Origin of the sequence: Massilia sp. TSP1-1-2, assembly GCF_049896185.1 — a bacterium.
Lineage (GTDB): Bacteria > Pseudomonadota > Gammaproteobacteria > Burkholderiales > Burkholderiaceae_D > Telluria_A.
In genome coordinates this window covers 66,329-86,010 of record NZ_JAFCTU010000017.1, presented here as the reverse complement: position 1 = coordinate 86,010, position 19,682 = coordinate 66,329, and the positions used below count along the sequence as shown (strand labels likewise).

Sequence of the window (19,682 nt, the reverse complement as noted above, 5' to 3'; positions counted from 1 at the left end):
CGTCAGAACAACTCCATTCACGTCGAAGGAAACACGCGCAATGAAAGCAGACCTCACCCGCCTCACGTATCAGCAAGAGAACCACTATCGCAGCGTGCGCATGCAGCAGGGGCGGGTCCAGCTCGACGCCGACTGGAACGAGCAGCAGGATATCCTCAACCACCGGATCGAAGGCGAAACCGTCGACACGCTCGGCCACGCGGCCGGTCCCCTGGCCAAGCCCGGCTTCACGCTCACGGCGTTCGGCAAGAATGTGCTGATCGGGGCGGGGCGCTACTATGTCGAGGGCATTGTGTGCGAAAACGCGGCGCAGGTGAGCATGACCACCCAGCCCGATTTTCCGGCGGCGGCCTCGCCCATTGTGCCGCCCGGCGCTTTTTCGATTGACCTGCCGCCGGCCGGCGCGCCACGGCCGGCCAATATCATCGTCTACGACGGCGCCGGCGCGCCCCAGGATCCACCGGACGGGGTCTACATCGCCTACCTCGAACTGTGGCAGCGCCACCTGACGGTGCTCGAGCAGCCCTTGATGCGCGAGGTCGCGCTGGGCGGGCCGGACACGGCCACGCGCGAAAAAACCCTGTGGCAGGTCAAGCTGCTGCGCGCGGGCGAACCGGGCGAGGCCCTGACGTGCCTGTCGGACGTGGCGGACTGGAACACGCTAACGGCGCCGCCGACCGGGCAACTGGCCGCGCGCGCCGAACCGGGCTCGCCGCCCAAGGATCCTTGCCTGCTCAGTCCCGACGCCGGCTACCGGCGTCTGGAAAACCAGTTGTACCGGGTCGAAATCCACGACGACGGTTCGCAGACCTCGCTGCGCTATAAATGGTCGCGCAATAACGGTTTTCTGGCCTCCAAAGTGGTGCGCTGGCTGGGCAGCCCGATTGCCGACGAATGCGAGGTCGATTCGATCGGGCGCGACGCCACGTTGGCCATCGTGGCGCGCTGCTGGCTCGAGTTCTTCGACGACAACCACGAGTTGCTGGGCCTGTCGGGCACGCTGGTCAGGGTGCTCAAGACGGCCGGCAACGTCGTCACGCTCGACCTGGCGAGCGCGACCGGCAGCCTTGATCAAGCGCTGTTCCTGCAAAACCCGCGCGTGCGGGTGTGGGAAGACTGGGGCGACATGACGCTGGCGGCGCCAGGCGCTGCCGGCGGCTGGGTTGAGCTGGAGGACGGGGTCGAGATCAAATTTACGTCCGGCAGCTACCGGATGGGCGACTACTGGACTATTCCGGCACGCACCGCAAGCGCCGACATCGAATGGCCGCGCGAGCCCAGCGGCCAGAGCGCCTTCATCGGGCCGCAAGGCGTGTTGCGCGCGTTCGCGCGCCTGGCCATGCTCTCGGCGGCGGGTGGCACCTGGAGCGTGCTGTCCGATTGCCGGTCGCTGTTCCCGGCGCTGAGCGAACTGACAAACCTGGTGTATGTGGGCGGCGACGGCCAGGAGATCATGCCCGACTTTCTCGACCCCGCCAATAATTTGTTGCCTAGTCCACTTGAAGTGGGGGTCTTCAACGGCCAGTATCCCGTGGCCGGCGCGGCGCTCCGATTCACCGCCAGCGACGGATTTTTCCCGGGCGGGGGCAAGGTCGAGATCGCCACCACGGCGGCGACCGGCATCGCCGCGATTGGCTGGACGCTCGATGCGAACGTGCTCGATCAGCGCGTCACAGTTGAATTGCTGGAAGCCGGGCAGACGGCGCCGGGCAAGTTCGCCAGCGTGCATTTCTCGGCCCGCCTGTTGGTCGCCGCGCAAGTGGCCTACGACGCGTCCAAGTGCGCCGATCTCGCCGCGGCGGGCGTAAGCAATGTGCAGGACGCCATCGACGTCCTGTGCACGCGCACGCATGGGGGCGGCTGCTGCGTGACGGTGGGCAAGGAAGGCAGTTTTCCCACCCTTGACGTGGCCCTGCGCACGCTGCTCGAACAGGAAAAGTCCGACATCTGCATCTGCCTGCTGCCCGGCGAGCATCATCTTGGTGAGAGCGGTATCGATCAGCAGGCTCCTGGCCTCAAGCTCCTGATCCACGGCGCCGGGCGCGCCAGCCGCCTCATGTTCGACGGTCAGGAATTGAACTTCCTTGGCATGCAGGCGCTGACCTTGCGCGATTTCGACCTCATCAACACGGGTGTGCCCAGCGGCTTGCGGGTCGAGGGCACGGCACAGGTGCAATTGCACAATCTGCATATCGGCGGCATGAGCGAACCCGGCCAAAGCCTGGTGCGGCTCTCCGACGCCGGCAATATTGACATGCGCGACTGCCGCCTGAGCACCTTCCAGAAGAGCTCGGTCGAAATCTTCGGCCTGGTGCTGGCCGAGATTCCTTTGCTAAGGCCGCTTGAACGCAGCTTGCAGCTCAGCGGCGGCGAGCTCTTCCGTCCTATCACGGCCGACGTGGTGGGCGAGCTCGTCAACTACGACGAGGCGCAGCGCAGGGAGTTGATCAAGACCTATGAATTGTTTGTCAGGAAGCACAGTAGCGATGGCGTGGTCACCACCAATGCCTTGCGGGCCCTGTCAGAGCTGGCCGAGACGGTGTCGACGAGAATGGGCGGCATGGCGCAGGCGCTGGACAACTTGCGCACCGGGTTGATGTTGAATACGCCCGGGTTTGCGCTGATGCTGGGCGGCACGCCGGCGCTCGCATCGCTTAGCGACAACCAGATCAATGGCCGGCTGTCGGTGTATGGAGAATCGTCCGGTGGCGACATCAACGAGGATGGCAGGATCAATGCTTTGCGCGGACGCGTGCAAACCGGGGCATTCAGGATCCGGGACGGGCGCTGCGCGCTACGCATACGCAATAACGAGATGCGCGAAATGCGTTTGGGCGACGAGTGGCTGCGCCAGTCGGTGGAGGGGAACACCAATGAATCCTACGGCACGCTGATCGCCGAGGGAAACACCATGGTTGGCTACCAAACGCAGATGCTGGCGTTCGATCTGGCGCTGTGCCACAACGTGCTGCACCCGTATCAGGACGTGGGTACCGTGTTTGCGACCCAGGCCAAATATCTGGGCAATTTCGCGCATAACGATTTTCGGATTTTCAATGTCGGCAATGTGGCCGAAAAGTTCGGCAACGGTGCGTTAAATATCGTCTGAGGCACGCCAGCGGCGTAACGTTACTTGAGCCAGTTGCCATCCATGTGCAATGGAAGCGCCGGGGCCAACCCAGGACAGCGTCCTACCATAGGCTGCCGGGGGCGCACGCATCCGGTCTGAACGACACCGCTTGGTCCATGCGCGATACCGGACGGGTGGGTCCGGCATCGGCGGCCATGACCCGCTGCATGTTCGGCCACAAGGTCGCGATCCGCTTGCGCGCAGTGTCGCGGCCGCATGCACCTTCCGCCGGTGGCACGGATTCAAATCTCGACCTGAGTCCCCAGTTCGATCACTCGATTGCTCGGAATGCGGAAATAATCTGCCGCGTCGCGTGCATTCCTGGACATGGTGACGAATAGATGCTCGCGCCATGGCATCATGCCACTTCCCGGCGTCGAAATCACGGTCTGGCGCGCCACGAAGAACGATGTCTCCATCATGTCGAACTTCAGGCCGTGCTCTGTACACAGCACCAGGGCACCAGGAATATCCGGCTCGTCCTTGAAACCATACTTGACGTTGACCTGGTGGCAGTCGTGCCCGAGCGGCGTAATGCTTACCCGCTGCGTGTCCGCGACCCACGGCTCCTCGATCACTTGCACCGTCAGGAATATGACGCGCTCGTGCAAGACCTTGTTGTGCGAAAGATTGTGCAACATGGCATGCGGCACCCCGTCGCTCTCCGAGCGCATGAAAACGGCGGTACCAGGCACGCGAAGCGGCGGCGATACAAACAGCGATTGCAGGAAGTCATCGAGCGGGATGGCATGTTTTTGCAGGTTCAGAAACACCAGCCGGCGGCCGCGCTTCCAGGTCAGCATGACGATAAACAAGACCGAGCCTAGCATTAGCGGAAACCAACCGCCATGCAACAACTTGAGTAGGTTGGCGGAGAAAAAGGTGAGGTCGATGACAAGGAAGAAGCCGGTTGCGGTCCAGCACAGCAAGGGGTTCAATTTCCAACGGTAACGGATCACAAAGAAAGTCAGGATGGTCGTGGCCAGCATCGTCGCCGTGACGGCAATGCCGTAGGCGGCAGCCAGATTCTCCGAGGAGCCAAAACCGATTACCGCGATCAGCACCACCACCAGCTGAAGCCAGTTCACCGCCGGCATGTAGATCTGGCCGATTTCGCTTTCCGATGTGTGTTGCACCCGCATGCGCGGCAGCAGTCCCATGGCGATGGCCTGCTTGGTCATCGAAAAAGTACCTGAAATGGTCGCCTGCGATGCGATCACGGTGGCGATGGTGGAAAGGATTACCAGAGGATAAATGCTCCATGCGCCCAGTTGCTGGTAGAACGGATTCGATATTGCTTCGGGATGGGCCAGCAACAGGCCGCCCTGACCCAAGTAATTCAACGCTAGTGAAGGAAAGGCAATGAAGAACCAGGCGGCGCGGATCGGCTTTTTTCCAAAGTGCCCCATGTCCGCGTACAAGGCCTCGGCACCGGTAAAGGCAAGCACCACGGCACCGAGGGCGATGAAGGCGGTATACCGGTTGTTGATCATGAAAGCGACGGCATGCACGGGATTGATTGCGGACAGGATCGCGGGCGAATGGACAATATTGATCGCGCCCATTGTGGCGAGCACGGCGAACCAGAGCACCATGATCGGTCCGAACCAGCGGCCGATGCCGGCGGTGCCGTAACGCTGGGCCGAATATAGGAGGATTAGCACGATCATGGTCATCGGGACCACATACGGCTTCAGCGCGGGTGTAGCGACTTCCAATCCTTCGATCGCCGACAGCACCGAGATCGCGGGGGTGATCACGCTGTCGCCGTAAAACAGGGCCGCGCCAAAGACGCCGGCAATGAGCAGCCCGGCATAGATACGCGAGCCCTTCACCGAGGCGCCAAGTGCCAGCGCAAGCAGGGCGACGATGCCGCCTTCGCCTCGATTGTCTGCCCGCAGCACCAGCGTCACGTACTTCAGCGAGACGATGATGGTCAATCCCCAGAAAATCAGGGAAACAATCCCGAGCAAATTGGCCTGGGTTAATGCCAGGCCGTGCGTGGGATCGAAAATTGTCTTGAGCGTGTAAAGGGGGCTGGTGCCGATGTCGCCATAGACAATGCCAACTGCGGACAGGGTGAGGGCGAGCAGCTTGCTGTTCTTGTTTTCGGACGTCAAAATCGCACCAGTCATATAGGTTGAGGTGCAGCGCACCCTGAAACTTCGAGAATATCAGGAAAAGCTTATACAGATGCACGTAAAAAGCGTGTAAAGAAATGGCTAAATGGCGTAAAAACGCTATAAAAATTGCCAATCACTTATTTGGCGCGTAGCAAGTAGCGTGGCCAGAATAACGCCCACCACAACAGCCGTAGACCACCCATGGTGTCGACATGATGCATACTTGGTGTGGGGAACGAAATTTTCTTCATCTGCATGACGAATAGGCCCACGTTGAGCCAGACAATGACGTCAAGCTCGGAATGGATATTGCAGGTGACGTAGGCTATGACCGGGACAATCAGTACGCCGGCGTAAGCCGATGCCATCACGGCTAGATGGAATACGAGCTGCTTGACGGTCATTTTAAAATCAGTTCAGCAGCAGGCGGTAACCAACGCCAGTCTCGGTGATCAGATGACGCGGTTGGGTCGGGTCGTCCTCCAGTTTGTGCCGCAGGTGACCCATGTAGATGCGCAGGTAATGACCGCTCTCGGTATGCTGTGGGCCCCATACCGAGCGCAGCAACTGCGGATTGCTGACTACCTTTCCCGAATTGGCCACCATGACGGACAGCAGGCGATATTCGGTGGGCGTCAGATGCACGTGGGTGCCTGCCTTCGCAACGCGCCGGTCCCTCAGGTCGACCGACACGTCGCCGAAGCGCACGACATCCATTTCCGCCTGGACTGCCGCCCCGCGCTGGCGCCGCAGTGCCGCTCTCACCCTGGCCAATAACTCGTCGACACCAAAAGGCTTGCTCAGATAGTCGTCCGCACCGGCATCGAGCGCGCGCACTTTTTCGCGCTCGCTGGTGCGGGCGGAGAGCACAATGATGGGAATGTTCGACCACTTGCGCAGATCGGCAATGAAATCGATCCCATCGCCATCTGGAAGGCCGAGATCGAGCACGATCAGGTCCGGCGGGCGAGTCCCGGCATCGATCAGGCCGCGCGCCAGCGTAGCGGCCTCGTGTACGTGCCAGCCTTCTTCCTCCAGCGCCGCGCGCACGAAGCGTCGTATCTGGGGTTCGTCTTCGACGAGCAATGCTTTTGGTGCCAGTTCATGCATGTTATTGCTCCGATTGGACTAAATCAAGTTCAGGCATCGCCGGCGGTGTGCCCAGCGCCAGCGAAAATACAAAGCCGGCACCGCCTTCCGGCGAGACGCAAGTGTCGATGGTTCCGCCATGTGCCTCGACAATGGCGCGGCAGATGGCCAGCCCGAGCCCGACGCCCGTCTTGGTCGATTCCTTCTCGCCGCGCGTGAATTTCTCGAACAAGGCTTCCTGGCGCCCCAACGGCAAGCCGGGACCATTGTCGTAGACCATCACATTGACGACGCTGCCATGCGCCTTGGCGGCGATCACGATGCGCGAGCCCTCGGGCGTATACTTGGCTGCGTTTTCCAGCAGATTGCACAGGACGCGCTCGAGCAAGACGGCGTCAAAGCGCAGCAGCGGTAGATTGGGCTCGAGCTGGGTGATCACCTGATGGCGTTTGAGCTGCGAGCCGCTGGCCCGCAGCGCGCTGCCGACGACTTCCTCGAGTGTCTGCCATTCGAGGTTGAATGTGACTTCGCCGCTTTGAATGCGCGCCATGTCGAGCAGGTTCGATACCAGGGCGCTCATGCGAATCGACTCGTCATGCAGGGTATGGGCGTAGGCAAGCTGGGCGGGATCGAGGGCCGGTCTGGAGCGCACCAGCGTCTCGGACACGCCCACCAGCGATGTCAGGGGCGTGCGCAGGTCGTGCGACAGGGCCGCCAACAGGGAATTGCGCAAGCGTTCCGACTCCATGTTTACCAGTGCGTTCTGCGCCACCTCGATGTAATGGACACGTTCAAGGGCGATGGCGGCCAGCGCCGCAAAAGCGTCGAGCTGTTGCCTTTGCTCGGGAATGAGGATCCAGCGCAGGCTTTCCGGCTCAATGGCCAGTACGCCCCGGGTACGCATCGGCGCGACCAGGGGAAGGTAAAATAGTTTGCTGGCCGGCAGCGTGTCGGTGCCCAGGCCGGCGCTGGTGGCCCGGTCGAACGCCCACTGGGCGATGCCGATGTCAAGCGCGGCGGCCAAACTGTCGTTCATGCCCGCTTCTGGCGCAAGCAGTCTGCCGTCAGCGTCGGGCACCAGCAAGGTGGCCTTGGCGCGGAAGGCGCGCTGAACGAACCTGCTGGTGATGTCGAAAATCTGCTCGGTCTGCAGTGTTCCGGACAGTTCTCGCGCGAATTCATACAGGGCGCGTGAACGGCTTTCACGGTGCGAAGCCACGCGCGCCTGAAAGCGCAGATTTGCCGTCAGATGGCCGGTGATCAGGCCAACGGCCAACATGACTGCGAACGTGACGAGGTACTGTGCATCGGAAATGGCAAAGGTAAAGCGCGGAGGAACGAAGAAAAAATCGAAGCAGGCAACGCTGACGCAAGTGGCCACGACCGAAGGTCCCCGTCCAAATCGCAATGCGACCAAGACCACCACCAACAGGAATAACATGGCAATATTGGCCAGGTCTAAAAAGGCAAACAGCGGGGTGGCCACCAGCGCGGTCGCGACACTGGCCGCGCCGGCCCAACCATATTTCCAGAGGCGGCGCTTGGCGGGCATCCCGTTTATTCCCCCTTGCCCCAGGCCAGGCGCCGATGGCGCCCCGGCCGCAGTGTCGCTGGCGGCGGCGCCGATTTCAGTGAGGTCGATATCCGGCGCGTAGTGGGCGATTCGCCGGATGTGCGGGGTGCGCCATGGCCAGCTCCGATGTCCGCGGCCCAGCATGATTTTCGACAGATTGTGGCTGCGTGCGTACTCGACCGCAGCGGCGGCAATGTCGCTGGCAGACAGCACGGCCGTGCTCGCGCCAAGGTCCTGGGCCAGCTTCAGTGTCTGCAGTATTTGCTCGCGCTGGGCGCCCGGCAGCTGCTGCAGCGACGGCGTTTCTATATAGATGGCATGCCATTCGGCGCCGAGCTGGCCGGCCAGGCGTGCGGTACTGCGCACCACATGCTCGCCGCCGGGACGGGGGCCGATGCATGCCAGCAGCGCCGCATCGGTCTTCCAGATCGCCGCAATCGATTTTTCGACGCGGTAGGCGCGCACGTCGTCGCCGATCCGGTCGGCCGTACGACGTAGCGCCAGTTCGCGCAGCGCGATCAGGTTGCCCTTCCGGAAAAAATTTTGGGCGGCGCGTTCGGCCTGCTGTTCCTGATAGACCTTGCCGCTTTTCAGGCGCGCCAGCAGCTCGTCTGCCGGGATATCGACCAGAACGACTTCGTCGGCCTGGTCGAACACCGTATCGGGCACCGTTTCGGCGACCCGAATGCCGGTGATGCCACCGACGACGTCGTTCAAGCTGTCGAGATGCTGGACGTTGATCGTCGTGAAAACATCAATGCCGGCGCCGAGCAAATCTTCCACATCTTGCCAACGCTTTGGATGGCGCGACCCGGGCGCATTCGAATGCGCCAGTTCGTCCATCAGGATCAACGCCGGCTGGTGCGCCAATGCCGCGTCCAGGTCGAATTCGCTAAGCGTTTTGCCACGATATTGCACCGCTTTCAAGGGCAATAGCGGCAAGCCTTCGAGCATGGCGGCCGTTTCGCTGCGACCATGCGTTTCAATTACGCCAACCAGCAATTGCTGCCCTTGCGCATGCAGCTTGCAGGCGGCGGCCAGCATGCCGAAGGTCTTGCCCACGCCGGCCGACGCCCCAAAGTAGATGCGCAGCTTGCCGCGCGCTTCTTTCCTGTCCTGTGCCTGTACATTGGCAAGCAAGAGGTCGGGGTCCGGGCGTTGGGCGTCGTTGGGAAACATGATCAGGGGGCTGTCGCCGCTTGCGCGTCAAGCGCGAGGTTTAATGCCAGCACGTTCACCCGGGACTCGCCCACCACCCCGGCCAACTGCAGTTCGCTGTACTGCTCGACCAGCGTGTTGATGCGCGCGACGCTGATGCCACGCGCAGCGGCAACCCGGCCGCTCTGGTAGCGCGCGGCAGCCACGCTGATTTCCGGATCCAGACCACTGGCTGAGGCCGTTACAAGGTCAACCGGAATCGGCAGGGTATTGCCTGGGTCGGCAGCCTTGAGCGCTTCAACCCGGCCCTTCACCGCCGCGATTTGCGCCGGATTGGTCGGTCCCAGATTGGCGCCGCCAGAACCGGCGCCATTATTTGCCATGGGCGCGGTGGCTGAAGGACGGCCCCAGAAATACTTGGGCGAGGTGAACGACTGGCCGATCAGGTGCGAACCAACAACGATGCCGTCGCGCTCGATCATGCTGCCTGCGGCCTGGTGTGGATACAGGATTTGGCCGAGACCGGTCACGGCAAGCGGATAAAGCACGCCGCAGACCAGGGTGAGTGCGCCGAACAATACAAGCGCTGGACGAAGGGTAGATTGCATGGCAACTCCAGTTTAGGCCAGATTGAGAAAAGATAGCAGCACGTCGATCAGCTTGATGCCGATGAAGGGCAGGATGAGGCCGCCCACGCCATACAGCAGCAGATTGCGGCGCAGCAGCGCGGCCGCGCCAATGGCCCGGTATTGCACGCCCTTGAGCGCCAGCGGAATCAGTACCACGATGATCAAGGCATTGAAGATCACGGCCGACATGATGGCCGACGAGGGACTCGACAGGTGCATGACGTCGAGCGCCTTCAGGCTGGGATAGGTGCCAACGAAAGCAGCCGGGATGATTGCGAAGTACTTGGCGATGTCGTTCGAAATCGAGAACGTCGTCAGCGAGCCGCGCGTCATCAGCATTTGCTTGCCGATTTCAACGATTTCCAGCAACTTGGTCGGGTTCGAATCCAGATCCACCATATTGCCGGCTTCCTTGGCGGCCTGGGTGCCCGAATTCATCGCCACGGCCACGTCGGCCTGGGCCAGCGCTGGCGCATCGTTGGTGCCGTCGCCAGTCATCGCCACCAGGCGCCCTTCGGCCTGGTAGCTGCGAATGAGCTTCAACTTGTCCTCGGGCGTCGCCTCGGCCAAAAAGTCGTCGACGCCGGCTTCGGCAGCGATGGCCGCTGCGGTCAGCTTGTTGTCGCCGGTGATCATCACGGTCTTGATACCCATGCGGCGCAGTTCGGCAAAGCGTTCCTTGATGCCACCCTTGACGATGTCTTTCAGTTCGACCACGCCGGCCACCTTGCCTGCATCGGTGACAACCAGTGGCGTGCTGCCACGGCGCGCCACATCGTCGACCGTGCGCGCCACATCGGCCGGGTAAGGGTTGCCCAGCGCCTCGACGTATTTGCGCATCGAATCGGCAGCGCCCTTGCGCACTTCCCGTTGACCAAGGTCGACGCCGCTCATGCGGGTATTTGCGCTGAACGGGACAAAGGTCGCGTGCAAGGCCGCCATCTCGCGTTCCCGGATGTTGAACTTCTGTTTTGCGAGCACCACGATGCTGCGGCCTTCCGGGGTTTCGTCGGCCAGCGAAGCCAGTTGCGCCACATCGGCGAGCTGCTGTTCGGTCAACCCCGGAGCGGGGAAGAAGGCTGACGCCTGCCGATTGCCGAGCGTGATGGTGCCGGTCTTGTCGAGCAGTAGCACGTCGACGTCGCCCGCCGCTTCCACCGCCCGGCCGGAGGTGGCGATGACGTTGGCCTGCATCATGCGGCTCATGCCGGCCACGCCGATGGCCGAGAGCAGCCCACCGATGGTGGTTGGGATCAGGCACACCAGCAGCGCGATCAGCACTGTGATGCTGACCGGCGTCCCGGATTGCGCCGCAGCGACGGCGAACAGGGAAAACGGCAGCAGCGTGACGGTCACGACCAGGAACACGATCGTCAGTGCCACCAGCAGGATCGTGAGCGCAATTTCGTTCGGCGTCTTTTGGCGCTTGGCGCCTTCCACCATGGCGATCATGCGGTCGAGAAAGGTCTCGCCGGGATTGGCTGATACGCGCACCACCAGCCAGTCCGACAGCACGCGGGTGCCACCTGTGACGGCCGAGAAATCACCGCCGGACTCGCGGATGACCGGTGCCGACTCGCCCGTGATGGCGCTCTCGTCAACCGAGGCCACGCCTTCGATCACTTCACCGTCAATCGGGATCACGTCGCCTGCTTCGACCAGGATCGTCATGCCGCGGCGCAGGTCGGTGGCCGCGCATGGCAGCCAGGTGGTGCCGTGCTTGGGCGTATGGAGCTTTTTGGCCATCACGGTCTGCTTCAGATTGCGCAGCGAGGCGGCCTGCGCCTTGCTGCGGCCCTCGGCCAGCGCTTCGGCGAAATTGGCAAACAGGACCGTGAACCACAGCCAGATGCTGGTGGCCAGGATGAAGCCGGGACTGGCCTCGCCCTTGCCGCTCAGGGCCTGGAAATACAGCAGCGTGGTGATGATGCTGCCGATGTAGACCACGAACATGACCGGGCTTCGCAGCTGAGTGCGTGGACTGAGCTTTTTGAACGCATCGACAATGGCCGGGCCAAGCAGTGCGGAATCGAACAGCGTCAGCGCTTTGCGTGACGTAAGGGCTTGCGACATCGTGAACTCCTGATTGTGATTAGTTGGCGAACAACTGCAAATGTTCGACCATTGGACCGAGGGCCAGCGCCGGTACATAATTGAGCACGCCCACCAGCACCACAACGGCAATCAACAGGCCGATGAACATCGGGCCGTGGGTCGGCATGGTGCCGGCGTTCGCTTCAAGGCGCTGCTTGCTCGCCAGTGAGCCGGCAATGGCGAGAATCGGCACGATCGTGGCAAACCGGCCTAGCCACATGGCAACGCCCAGCATGGCGTTGTAGAAGGGCGTGTTGGCGGCCAAGCCGGCGAAGGCACTGCCGTTGTTGTTGGCCGCCGAACTGAAGGCATACAAAACTTCCGAAAAACCATGCGCGCCGGGGTTGGCCATGCCTGCCTTGCCAACGTCGAGCAGTACTGCGATGGCGGTCCCGGCCAGCACCAGCGTCGGCGTGACCAAGATTGCGATCGAGGTCATCTTGATCTCGTAGGACTGGATCTTCTTGCCCAGGTATTCCGGGGTGCGCCCTATCATCAGGCCGGCAATGAACACGGCCATGATGGCAAAGATCAGCATGCCATACAGGCCAGAACCGACGCCGCCGAAAATGACTTCGCCGAACTGGATCAGCATCAACGGCACCATGCCGCCCACCGGCATGAAAGCGTCATGCATGGCGTTCACCGCGCCGCACGAAGCGGCGGTGGTCACGGCGGCGAACAGGGTCGATGCGCTGATGCCAAAGCGGGTTTCCTTGCCTTCCATGTTGCCGCCAGCCTGCAGCAGGCTGGCACGCTGGTCGACACCCATCGCTTGCAGCGCGGGATGGACCTGCTGTTCGGCGCCCATGACCACGACCGTCGTCATGGTGAAGACTAGGGTCATTGCGGCCAGCAAGGCCCAGCCCTGCCGCCGGTCGCCGACCATGCGGCCGAAGGCAAAGCACAGGCCGGCCGGGATCAGGAAAATCGACAGCATCTGGACAAAGTTGGTCAGCGCAGTCGGATTCTCGTAAGGGTGGGCCGAGTTGGCATTGAAAAATCCGCCACCATTGGTGCCGAGCATCTTGATCGCTTCCTGCGAGGCGACCGGGCCCATGGCGATGGTCTGGGTCCTAGTCACGACCGACTCGGTCAGCGCTTCGCCCTTGGCGTCTTTGAGCGGCTGGCCGTCGGCGCCATTTTTCGGCTGGGAGTAGCTGACCTGGTCGAGCAGGGTAACCTCCTTGTATGCGGAGAAGTTCTGGATCACCCCCTGACCCATCAGGAATACCGCGAACAGCAGCGACAAAGGCAGCAGGACGTACAAGGTGGATCGGGTCAGGTCGACCCAAAAATTGCCGATCGACTTGACAGAGCGCGAACTGAAGCCGCGCACCAGCGCAAAGGCAACGGCCATGCCGGTCGCCGCCGAGAAGAAATTTTGCCCGGTCAGGGCCAGCATCTGGGTGAGGAACCCCATGGTTTGTTCGCCGCTATAGCCCTGCCAGTTGGTGTTGCTGACAAAGCTGACTGCCGTATTGAAAGCGGAGTCCGGGCTCACGTTGGGCAGCGCCTGCGGATTGAGGGGCAGCCAGAATTGGATGCGCTGTAGGCCGTATACGAACAGCGCGCCCAGAGCGTTAAAGGCCAGCAGCGCAACGGCATACGCCCTCCAGGATTGTCCATCCGTGGCTGTGGTGCCGGCCGCGCGGTAGAGCAGGTTCTCGATCTTGCCGATCCAGCCCAGACCGGAGATGGGGGCGCCGCTGCCGACGCGGGCCAGCAACATCCCCAGCGGATAAGCCAGGGCGAACAGCACGACCAGGAAGCCGATCAATAAAACAAGCGATTGAGACGTCATTACAGGTTCTCCGCATTCAGCAAGGCGACCAGAAGGTAGACGAAAAGCCCGGCGGAACTGAGCGCGCCGATCACGTAAAAGAGCGTCATTGATCACCCCTCAGCGTTGCGCAGCCGGCCACCATCGCCCAGCATACTGCGACAAAGGCGCAGATCGCCCCAACGAAAATTATGTCCATTTGTTACCCTCACACAGATTGATTTGATTACGTAGAAGCTTAGCCGTGAGCGTCTAAAAACTTTGTAAACACTTCGGGCGGGGACGTATACGCGGTATATAGATTTTTGCCCGAGCGTCTGCCGATGCCCTGGCCAGTTGCACCTTAAAAGGTCTTGCTGACCGTCACAGTCAGCGCTGATCGTCCAAGAAACTTGCCGTTCGCGGGCGAGGCATAGATGACCTTGCCGGCATTGGTCCCGATCAGGGCGGCAGCAACGCTAACGACGCCGAAGTCCCTGGTTGCGCCGGCTTTCCAGTCGGTGTAGCTGGCAGCGGACGTGCTCTTGACGTTCTGATGACCGGCATGCAGGTTAATTACGAGCTGATTGCCGGCATCGATGTTGGCCCCCACGTCCAGGTAAGCACTGTTCTTGCTGTCCATGAAGCCGAACAGATTGGTGAGCGCATGCGAATACTTGATGTAAGCGGGACCATAGCCCAGCTGGCCATAGAGCTCGGTGGTGTTGGCGTTCGCAAAACCAGCCACGTGGGCCAGATTGTTGGATGGGTAGACATAGGTCAGTACGCCGACGTCGTAGCGCACGTCCTGGCCGAACTGGCCGCGTTTGCCTGCATACAAATCGAGTTCGGTGTTGCCGCCGCCGCCAGCATCCTTGGCCCATGTGATTGTCGACAGCCATGCCCCCGCATACAGGCCGGTTCGGTTGTGAACATAGTCTGCGCCTCCCTGGGCAGCGCTCTTGAGACGGCTTTGCGAGATGCCGCGGAAACGGTAGTCGGACACGAGGGCGGCATTCATGCTGACGGCCTTGTCCGGTTTTGCTTCGTCAACTATGGTGGCAACGAGCGCCTCATCGGCCTTGGCAGCATTGCCTGCGAACAGTGTCAATAAGGCGGCTACGTAGATCTTGGTTTTCATGACTGCAATCTTTCAGGTAGTGGTGAAATAAGGTTTTGACGGGGGATCAATTCGATGGTCCAGTGTTCAAAGACGTCGTGATACAGCTCGGCCATACCGATGGCGTTTCCCGATCCTGAATCAATGACGGTCTTGCAACGCGTGGCCGACATGACTTCGGACGCATGACCCCGTACGCAGGCAAGTTGGGCTGCGCTTGGTTCAGCATCGCCACAGACCACTGCGAACAGCACATGCAGGCCAGGATTGAACATGCGCGTTGAATTGAGACGCGCAACGAGCTGGTCGCGCTGCAAGCAGCGTGCGCGCGCGGCGGCGAGCGCGGCAACGATGGCGCTGCTGTCGCAACTGCATGGCCCGGCGACGGCAATGATCATGGCGCCGTGCACCATGGCTGATTGGGTGATCCTGGGCAGGCGATTGCAGCGGCAGTAATCGAGCGCGAATTCATGAAATAGCCTGTGGGTAGATGAACTGCCTGCAGGTTATCGAATAGGAGGTAAAAACTTTCTAAAGAGTTTGGTCGTTTGCATAAACGCGCTATATAAACCCAGTCCAGGCAGTTCAGAAAACCGGTGCAGCGTCAGTCGCTGAGCTGAATCCGCGCTGAACATGCCCACATGCGCTCATCTCGGCTGAGTATTTCCGGCTCTCATATGCCGGCGTCGCAGACGCAAGGGATAACGTCGCATTTCGTGCGCGTTGGGTAGCGATAGCGGAACTGGTGAGCCTGGATACACGGACAATCTTGCCCTGCGCTACGGATTGCGGCCGCCGCGCGCACGGCTGAGGCGTGGCGCCGAGCGTTCGACTTCTGCCGCGAGGGCAGTACCGTCGATGTGCTGCACCATCACCCGCAGTGCAATACCAGGCTGATTCGGCTCCGCTTCGCGCTTTGGTCGGCCAACGGGCTGGTGACAGAGCGCGCGCTAGCGTGGTCTTGAAGAGATGGTGCGGCATAGGGGTAGCCGCACGAAGAATATTGAGCCCGCGCCGTGCTGGCGCAGGCTCCATCGTTGCCGTCAGGATAGAATGCAAACATTGCCGAACGATAGATCGCGCAGGATCACGCTCGCTGCAACGTTACCGGTTTCTTACCTCGTCATGAAAATGAGCGGCTTTTGCGCTGGTCTGCTTGATCACTTCATCTGCCCGCTGCGTTTCGGGCCAGAGAATCAACAGGTAGGATTCGATCGCTGGATCGCAAAAGCCGCCGACTTGTTTCGATTCGCCATAGCCTTTCGCGCAAAACCGCACTCTGTATTCGCCCGTGGTCAAAGGAAGCGGATAGGCACAGTCGCCATCACAGCCTGTCAGCGCTACAGGAAGATGTTCAAACCTGCACGAGGCTTCAACAATTTCGTCCCAGGAAGCATCGACCGGGGGGGCGACGTCGTGCACCTCGACGGTGAAAGGTACTCGTCCGCCCCAGCAACCGAGGCCCAGAAATAGCCCGCCCGGTACCGCTGCGCCGCATAAGCCGTTCGTCTGTCCTTTGAAGGCGTCTACCGATAATTCCCCCTCTCGGTAGTTCAGCGACGTGAGATACACTTGACTGTAACTGGTCTTTACCGCTTCGCTCATGGTAAACAGCTGTGTCATGTATTCCCCTTTGAGTGAGCATGGTTCAATGTAAGCGACGGCGCAGGCCGTCGGGATATGCAACGGCGGCCACAAACTATCCGTGGCCGTGTTTTTGCGTTCGATTAAATTGCTGGACCGCGTGGATCAAAAGGCGGGTCAACAGGGAAACTGTCGTCTGTAAATTTTCCGCTAAACATCGTTGTTGTGAACGAGAATTTCTGCGAGGGCGCTCTGATCGTGACTGGGAGAATCATCGAACCGACGATCGCGGGTTCGTTAATGGCAATGAAAACACCGCTCGAACTCTGATAGGAGCCAAGCACCATGAGGCCAACCGGAAGATTCTTAAAGTACAGGCGGAATGGACCGGCTAACGGGCCCGGTGCATTATTGGTGATGGTGAAATTATATTTTTGATCCTGGCCTTCCGAGTAAAGGTAGTTCCTGGTGATCGTAAACGAGCTGGTGACATCCTTTGGTCCTGGCGGTGGTGGCGGTGGTGGTGGCGGCGTCCCGGTGATATTGCCCAGATAAACCCAAAAATTTTCATTGTCGTCCACGCGCTCGTCATTGAAGAACGTGAGCATTTGTCCGCCACCGGAGCGGTTATCGGTGGTAGGGATCAAGTTGACGGTGTATTTGTGCTCTTCGGTTGCAACGGAACGGGCGCCCTCCAATGCAGCTGCAGGTGGGTATTCGTCGCAATCGCACAGCTTGCGGTCGCTACAGGTCGGCGGCATCGCGACCGGCCATTGTTTGTCGCATCGAAGACCTGCCGTGTAGCGATTGGCATTCTGCGTTGTTTCGTTGAATGTTCGCGTCAAGGGCATATAGCCGGGGGCGCTCGAGGCGACCGAGCGCATGCCATCTGCCAAACGGAACTTTCCTGGAATTTCAGGGAAGTTGGAAAATGCATCGGCGATCAGCTTGCGTGCCTGAGGAGCACTTCCGCTCGGGTCCTGGAAGCGCCAAATAGCCGATGCGCCCGGGAACACGCAGCCCTCTGACGTGGATTTGATCACGCCTTTATCACAGCGCAAATCCCAATTGCCGGTGAGAGGTTGCATGACATTGGTCGCACCCGACCATGCATACACCGGCACGCTGCCATCAGTCGTATAGAACAACTTGACGTACATTGTGGTGCTGACCTTTTTGACAGTGGTCGTATCCCAAGTGATGGGAAACGAAAATGATTTCGTCATCTGCCCATTGGCACTGAGCGTGATCATCGGGATTTGCGCATCCGGCCCGCATGCCACGTCCGTTTCCTGTCCAACGCAATCGAGGCGGGGCTTGATTTTCAGCGTTGGAACCGGCAGTTTCAGCGCTGGCTGCAGATCAGTGTAGGAGTACCGCAGCGTCAGCGTTGCCTGTTTCTTCAAGCCCACGCTGCCACCGTAGACCGACCAATACGTTTCGACCTTCATCTCGCCCGCGTTATGGATCAGATCGCCTTCTGCATTCTTCACGTCCACGCTGGCCGTGTTCTTGTCCCGGACGCACAGTACGTGCCGGTTAATCAGTGCATTCGGGTTTGGCGTGAAATCAGCTTGGTAGAAATCCGCGTCGCCGGTGCACCCAGTCGTTGCAATGGTGGGAGGGACTGCAGGGTCAATTGCAAGCGTGGAACTGCTTGACGTGGCGAGCAGGCGGCTTTCGGCGGCGGGCGCTGGAAGCGTTTTATCGTCGCCGCTGCCGTTGCCGCAGCCGCCCAACAATACGCTTAGTGCAAAACAACTTGCTACTCCGGCGGTCCTGCGTAACCGGGCTGATCTCTTGAGCATGAACATTCCTTAATTTTCCGTGGATGCGCAAGTTATAATTAAAAAACAATGTTGTCAACTTTAAAAAACTTTTGTGAACAGCTACAACTGCTTTTAGTTAATTATTGTTTAATCAATGCTATTTAAGATATAATTTTGTTCAAAAAATAATTCGTCGCTGCCTTTTCTAGCGTCTTGAACACCTTGGCGCGCGAGAAGCAAAGCTGCATCGACGTCACCATACATAGCGCGAGGCAAACAATGAAGATCACCATCATCGGTACTGGCTACGTAGGCCTGGTTGCGGGCGCGTGCTTCGCCGACGTCGGCAATACCATTCTTTGCCTCGACGTCGACGCAGCGCGCATCGAGCTTCTGAAAAACGGCACCATCCCTATTCACGAGCCCGGTCTTGACCAACTGGTCGTGCGCAATGCCAACGCCGGCCGCCTAACCTTCACCACCAGCTACGACGACGCCATCACCCATGCCGAGGTGATTTTCCTGGCTGTCGGTACGCCATCGCTGGAAGACGGCCGCGCCGACCTGACCCAGATCCTCGCGGTCGCGCGCTCGATCGGCGAGCGCATCGTCCGACCTGTCGTCATCGTCGACAAGTCGACCGTCCCGGTGGGCAGCGCCGATAAAATCAGCGCCGTGGTGGCCGCCGAATTGGCGCGCCGCCAGGTCGACGTCACGTACGCCATTTGCAGCAACCCCGAGTTTCTCAAGGAAGGCGCCGCCATTGACGACTTCATGAAGCCGGCCCGCATCGTCGTTGGCAGCGAAGATCCCGCCACCATCAAGCTGATGCGCCAGTTGTACGCGCCGTTCAATCGCAACCATGAAAAAATGGTCATGATGAATGTGCGCAGCGCGGAACTGACCAAGTACGCCGCCAATGCCATGCTTGCTACGCGCATCAGCTTCATGAATGAGCTGGCCGGTCTAGCCGAGCAGCTTGGCGCGGACATTGAATCGGTGCGCCAGGGCATTGGCTCGGATCCCCGCATCGGGCCGGATTTCCTGTACGCGGGCACGGGCTACGGCGGTTCGTGTTTCCCTAAAGATATTGCAGCCCTCGTCAATACGGCTGCCGAATACGATCAGCAGTTGCGCATATTGAGCGCAACCGAAGCGGTCAACAACCAGCAAAAGACGGTCCTGTATAAAAAGCTGGTCCGTTTTTTTGGCGGCGCAGACAATTTGGAAGGCAAGACAATCGCCTTGTGGGGCTTGTCGTTCAAGCCCAATACCGACGACATGCGGGAAGCTTCCAGCCTGACCCTGATTCGCTCGCTGTTCCATGCGGGCGCGAACGTCGTCGCCTACGACCCCGTCGCCAATGCCGAGGCACTGCGCATCTTGCAAGCCGAGTACGGCGACGAGCGCTGCGCGAAGTCGCTGCGGATCGTCACGAGCGCAATGCACGCCGCGGCCGATGCCGATGTGCTGGTGTTAATGACGGAGTGGAAAGAGTTTCGCTCGCCCGATTTTGCGCAGTTGGCAAAAACCCTGCGTCACCTGGCAATTTTTGACGGGCGCAATATCTACGATCCCGACCAGGTTGCCTCGGCAGGGCTGCGTTACGAAGGCATCGGAAGGATTCGCGCCGGAAACGCGGCCTGACGTG

General features: G+C 60.4%; 14 protein-coding genes. 2 read left to right on the top strand and 12 right to left on the bottom strand.

Features of this window, described 5'->3' with window-relative positions:
* Nucleotides 1-40 precede the first annotated feature (40 nt).
* A complete protein-coding gene (locus ACP7BV_RS15950) occupies nucleotides 41-3,109 on the top strand; it encodes a DUF6519 domain-containing protein (protein ID WP_426105198.1) in 3,069 nt (1,022 codons plus the stop codon).
* Between the two features lie 263 nt (nucleotides 3,110-3,372).
* Here the strand turns inward: ACP7BV_RS15950 and ACP7BV_RS15945 are convergent, their stop codons facing one another.
* From ACP7BV_RS15945 to ACP7BV_RS15890, 12 genes are all read right to left on the bottom strand, one after another.
* Nucleotides 3,373-5,265: a potassium transporter Kup gene (locus tag ACP7BV_RS15945; protein ID WP_426105196.1), complete on the bottom strand. Its 1,893-nt coding sequence runs from the start codon at nucleotides 5,263-5,265 to the stop codon at nucleotides 3,373-3,375.
* A gap of 125 nt (nucleotides 5,266-5,390) precedes the next feature.
* A complete protein-coding gene (locus ACP7BV_RS15940) occupies nucleotides 5,391-5,657 on the bottom strand; it encodes a hypothetical protein (RefSeq protein ID WP_426105194.1) in 267 nt (88 codons plus the stop codon).
* A gap of 7 nt (nucleotides 5,658-5,664) precedes the next feature.
* Nucleotides 5,665-6,363 (bottom strand): two-component system response regulator KdpE, encoded by a 699-nt coding sequence (kdpE, locus tag ACP7BV_RS15935; RefSeq protein ID WP_426105192.1) that lies wholly within the window; start codon nucleotides 6,361-6,363, stop codon nucleotides 5,665-5,667.
* 1 nt (nucleotide 6,364) lies between these two features.
* Entirely contained in the window at nucleotides 6,365-9,094 is a 2,730-nt protein-coding gene (gene kdpD, locus ACP7BV_RS15930) for a two-component system sensor histidine kinase KdpD (RefSeq protein ID WP_426105190.1), read from the bottom strand.
* Nucleotides 9,095-9,096: 2 nt separating this feature from the next.
* A complete protein-coding gene (gene kdpC, locus ACP7BV_RS15925; RefSeq protein ID WP_426105189.1) occupies nucleotides 9,097-9,681 on the bottom strand; it encodes a potassium-transporting ATPase subunit KdpC in 585 nt (194 codons plus the stop codon).
* A gap of 12 nt (nucleotides 9,682-9,693) precedes the next feature.
* Nucleotides 9,694-11,775: a potassium-transporting ATPase subunit KdpB gene (gene kdpB, locus ACP7BV_RS15920; protein ID WP_426105187.1), complete on the bottom strand. Its 2,082-nt coding sequence runs from the start codon at nucleotides 11,773-11,775 to the stop codon at nucleotides 9,694-9,696.
* Between the two features lie 19 nt (nucleotides 11,776-11,794).
* The gene (gene kdpA, locus ACP7BV_RS15915) at nucleotides 11,795-13,600 is read right to left on the bottom strand and encodes a potassium-transporting ATPase subunit KdpA (protein ID WP_426105185.1); all 1,806 of its coding nucleotides are present in this window, start codon (nucleotides 13,598-13,600) and stop codon (nucleotides 11,795-11,797) included.
* The gene (gene kdpF / locus ACP7BV_RS15910; protein ID WP_426105183.1) at nucleotides 13,600-13,689 is read right to left on the bottom strand and encodes a K(+)-transporting ATPase subunit F; all 90 of its coding nucleotides are present in this window, start codon (nucleotides 13,687-13,689) and stop codon (nucleotides 13,600-13,602) included. The genes kdpA and kdpF overlap by 1 nt, the downstream gene beginning before the upstream one ends.
* Before the next feature lie 233 nt (nucleotides 13,690-13,922).
* The gene (locus tag ACP7BV_RS15905; protein ID WP_426105181.1) at nucleotides 13,923-14,699 is read right to left on the bottom strand and encodes a TorF family putative porin; all 777 of its coding nucleotides are present in this window, start codon (nucleotides 14,697-14,699) and stop codon (nucleotides 13,923-13,925) included.
* Nucleotides 14,696-15,076: a hypothetical protein gene (locus ACP7BV_RS15900; RefSeq protein ID WP_426105180.1), complete on the bottom strand. Its 381-nt coding sequence runs from the start codon at nucleotides 15,074-15,076 to the stop codon at nucleotides 14,696-14,698. Before ACP7BV_RS15900 ends, ACP7BV_RS15905 begins: the two co-directional genes overlap by 4 nt.
* Nucleotides 15,077-15,782: 706 nt before the next feature.
* Entirely contained in the window at nucleotides 15,783-16,301 is a 519-nt protein-coding gene (locus tag ACP7BV_RS15895; RefSeq protein WP_426105178.1) for a hypothetical protein, read from the bottom strand.
* Between the two features lie 104 nt (nucleotides 16,302-16,405).
* Nucleotides 16,406-18,070: a NucA/NucB deoxyribonuclease domain-containing protein gene (locus ACP7BV_RS15890; protein ID WP_426105176.1), complete on the bottom strand. Its 1,665-nt coding sequence runs from the start codon at nucleotides 18,068-18,070 to the stop codon at nucleotides 16,406-16,408.
* Between the two features lie 240 nt (nucleotides 18,071-18,310).
* On the opposite strand from ACP7BV_RS15890, the gene ACP7BV_RS15885 reads away from it, so the two are divergent.
* Complete coding sequence (locus ACP7BV_RS15885; RefSeq protein WP_426105174.1) at nucleotides 18,311-19,678, top strand: UDP-glucose dehydrogenase family protein; 1,368 nt, start codon at nucleotides 18,311-18,313, stop codon at nucleotides 19,676-19,678.
* The last annotated feature ends 4 nt before the right edge of the window (nucleotides 19,679-19,682 follow it).